Annotated in this window: 4 protein-coding genes; 3 read left to right on the top strand and 1 reads right to left on the bottom strand. The window is 68.3% G+C overall.

What is annotated here, in order from left to right; genetic code table 11:
• Positions 1–585, bottom strand: a 585-nt coding sequence (locus tag WB461_RS09975) for an NAD(P)/FAD-dependent oxidoreductase (RefSeq protein WP_423852581.1), incomplete at its 3' end; no start/stop codon positions are given.
• On the opposite strand from WB461_RS09975, the gene WB461_RS09970 reads away from it, so the two are divergent.
• The 3 genes from WB461_RS09970 to WB461_RS09960 all read left to right on the top strand — a co-directional run.
• Positions 584–1,294 carry a cytochrome P450 gene (locus WB461_RS09970; protein ID WP_423852580.1) on the top strand — a complete coding sequence of 237 codons (711 nt, stop codon included), beginning with the start codon at positions 584–586 and terminating at the stop codon, positions 1,292–1,294. The genes WB461_RS09975 and WB461_RS09970 overlap by 2 nt on opposite strands.
• Positions 1,295–1,385: 91 nt before the next feature.
• Positions 1,386–2,159, top strand: coding sequence for a heliorhodopsin HeR (heR, locus tag WB461_RS09965; RefSeq protein ID WP_423852579.1), 774 nt, complete (start codon positions 1,386–1,388; stop codon positions 2,157–2,159).
• Between the two features lie 193 nt (positions 2,160–2,352).
• A partial coding sequence (locus tag WB461_RS09960) for an adenylate/guanylate cyclase domain-containing protein (protein ID WP_423852578.1) occupies positions 2,353–3,346 on the top strand: 994 nt, incomplete at its 3' end.

Here is a 3,346-nt window from a genome sequence, read left to right as displayed (position 1 = left end):
GGTGTAGGCCTCGTCCCCACCGAGCATGTTGCCCGCGGCGGTGCGGCCCTGGTGGATCGCGGTGTCCCAGTGCTCGACACGGATCCGGCGGCCGAGCGTCGGATGCAGGTGGTTGGCGACGTCACCGACTGCGAACACCTGTGGGTCGGAGGTGCGCAGCCGCTCATCGACCAGTATCCCGTTGTCGACGTCGAGTCCTGCACTACTGGCTGTCGTGGCGTTGGGCTCGACACCGACGCCTACCACCACTAGGTCGGCAGTCAGCTGGGATCCGTCGGCCAAGCGAAGGGCGGCGCGACCGTCGCTCGTCACCGCGAAGGAGTCGACCGAGGCGTCGAGACGCAGGTCGACCCCATGAGCGCGATGCAGCCGGGCGAAGGTGGTCGCCACCTCCGGCCCGAGCACACGCACCAGGGGCAGGTCCAGCGATTCCACGACGGTGACGTCGGACCCGGCGCTCCGCGCAGCGGCTGCGACCTCAAGACCGATCCAGCCGCCGCCGATGATCGCGATCTGCCGGCCGGGTTGGAAGGCGTCTCGCAACCGGCGGCTGTCCTCCAGGGTGCGGAGATAGGCAACGGGCATGCCAGCCGCGTCCGCCTCCGGCAGCCGGCGCGCCGACCCAGCTGCGTTCGAACGGGATGACGTGCTCTCCGTGCTGCTCGGTGCCAGGGACCAGGACGGTCTCGGCTACACCGATGCGCAGCTGCGTGACGAGCTGAAGGGGCTGGTCGTCGCGGGACACGAGACCACCGCGACGGCCCTGGCCTGGACCCTCCATCTCCTCGCCCACAATCCCACCGCTCTTGGGCACCTCGAGGCTGACCTGGCGGCCGGATCGAACGACATCCTGCGCGCGACGATCAAGGAATCGATGCGGCTGCGGTCTCCCGTGATCGACTCAGTCCGCATTGCCACCAAGGACACCGAGCTCGGAGGGCATCCGGTGCCTGCCGGCGCCTATGTCAGCGCGATGTTCTGCGGCATGCATCAGGACCCGGAGCTCTGGCCGGAGCCGCAAGAGTTTCGCCCGACCCGACACCTCGGGCCCAAAGCCGACGCATACGCACTGACACCGTTCGGGGGCGGAGCCCGACGATGTGTCGGCGCCGCCCTCGCTCAGCTCGAGCTCGAGGTCGTGCTCCGCTCGGTCCTCTCCGGCGCGCGGCCGGAACCTGCCGGGTCGCCAGAGCAGGCTCGCTTGCTCGGCGTGACCCTCATCCCCTCCTCCGGCGGTCGGGTGCGCATGGTCCCCCGAGCACGTGGTGACCAGCCATCGGCGCCGCAACCCTGATCATCTCGACGCACCCGCGCGATGTGTGAGACTCGCGCTATGCGAGCTGGCGGTGCCGCGGCTCGCAACCTATTCGATCCGGGAGCGTTCCATGACCTCTGAGGCGACGATCGACCACGCGTCGGCAGCGAGGTTGCGCCGCGAGAACGCGATCGCAGCCGTCGTCCATCTGGGCCAGGCGATCCTGGTCGTCGCCCTCGCAACCAACTTCTCGCTCCCGGTCACCGCCGCCTACCTCGAGGGCCCACCCGGCACCGCGGCTCAGCAGCCGGTGGTGCTGTTCGACATCCCGACCGGCCTGGCGGTCGCCGCCTTCCTGGCGCTGTCCGCGCTCGCCCACGCACTCATGTGCACGGTCTGGTGGCGTCGGTATCTCGGCGACCTCGAGGGCCAGCGCAACCCTGCCCGCTGGATCGAGTACTCGCTGTCAGCGTCGCTCATGATCGTCCTGATCGCGCAGCTCGTCGGCATCTCAGACATCGCCGCCCTGGTTGCCCTCTTCGGCGTCAACGCGTCGATGATCCTGTTCGGGTGGCTCCAGGAGCGCTACGAGCAGCCCGGGAGTCGCGGCTGGTTGCCGTTCACGTTCGGCTGCGTCGCCGGAGCGGCGCCTTGGGTCGCGATTGGCATCTACCTGCTGTCTCCGGGGTCCGCCTCGTCGGCCGGTCCTCCGGGGTTCGTCTACGGGATTTTCATCTCGCTCTTCCTCTTCTTCAACAGCTTCGCGCTCAACCAGTGGCTGCAGTACCGCCAGCTCGGCCGCTGGCGCAGCTACTTGTTCGGGGAGCGCATCTACCTGCTGCTGAGCCTCACCGCGAAGTCAGCCCTCGCCTGGCAGATCTTCGCCGGCACCCTGGCTGGCTGACCGCAGCTAGCAAGGGACGGCGGCCCGCACGACGACTGCCCAACAGCCTCGGTCGCGGGGGTTCGGTGGTGTCGGCCGACGTCGCGAGGAGCCCGTCAAACTGGTGCGCAGAAACGACCGGACGGTTACCTTGTCGAGAGTCAGCGCGCTAATCACGCGTGGAACCGGGTCCGATCGTGGAGGACGGCAGTCAATGGCAACGATGTGCTCGAACTGCCGCTCGAGCAACCCTGACGACACCAAGTTCTGCGGGGAGTGCGGTAGTTCACTGGCCCGCACCTGTCCATCCTGTGGCACTCCGGGGACCAGCAAGTACTGCCACGAGTGCGGCGCCGCGCTGTCGGGACCTGCGGCCGCTCCCGCTGGGCCGAGCCGGCCGGTCTCCGAACGCCGGACCACGACCGTGCTCTTCGGAGACCTGGTGGGTTTCACCAACTTGTCGGAGAGTCGCGACCCCGAAGAGGTTCGTGAGCTGCTCACTGACTACTTCACGCTCGCTCGAACCGTCGTCGGTCGATATGGCGGCACCATCGAGAAGTTCATCGGCGACGCCGTGATGGCGGTCTGGGGAGTGCCGGTCTCGCACGAGGATGACGCCGAACGCGCCGTGCGTGCCGGCCGCGATCTCGTGGCCGAGATTGCAGCTCTGGGAGTCACGATCGGTGTCCCGGCGCTGCAGATGCGGGTGGGCATCACCACAGGATCGGTAGCGGTGACCCTGGGCGCTGTGAACGAAGGAATGGTGGCCGGCGACGCCGTGAACACGGCCGCTCGGGTGCAGACCGCCGCCGATCCCGGCACCGTGTGGACCGACCAGGAGACTCGCGGGCTGACCGCAGCGGCGATCGCCTACAGCGACATGGGTGAGCACGTGCTCAAGGGGAAGGCCGAGCCCGTACGTCTGTTCCGGGCGGAGGCGATCACCGCTTCGGTGGGCGGGGCTCAGCGGGTCGACGGGCTGGAGGCACCGCTCACCGGCCGCGACGTCGAGATGCGGAAGATCAAGGACCTCTTCCATGCCACCCAGGCTGACGGCAGACCTCGCGTTGTGCTGGTGAGCGGCAACCCTGGAGTGGGGAAGAGCCGACTGGGGTGGGAGTTCGAGAAATACATCGACGGTCTCTCCGACAGCGTCCGCTGGCACCGCGGCCGCTCGTTGTCCTACGGGGAGGGGGTCTCGTTCTGGC

It is taken from the genome of Aeromicrobium sp. (assembly GCF_049587115.1).
Lineage (GTDB): Bacteria > Actinomycetota > Actinomycetes > Propionibacteriales > Nocardioidaceae > Aeromicrobium.
The sequence above is the reverse complement of the archived record's forward strand: the minus strand, read 5'-3'. Positions and strand labels throughout refer to the sequence as shown.

Bases quoted from the DNA above. Each gene is read 5' to 3' on its own strand.
- heR (WP_423852579.1), top strand. From the start codon at position 1,386: ATGACCTCTGAGGCGACGATCGACCACGCGTCGGCAGCGAGGTTGCGC.
- WB461_RS09970 (WP_423852580.1), top strand. From the start codon at position 584: ATGCCAGCCGCGTCCGCCTCCGGCAGCCGGCGCGCCGACCCAGCTGCG.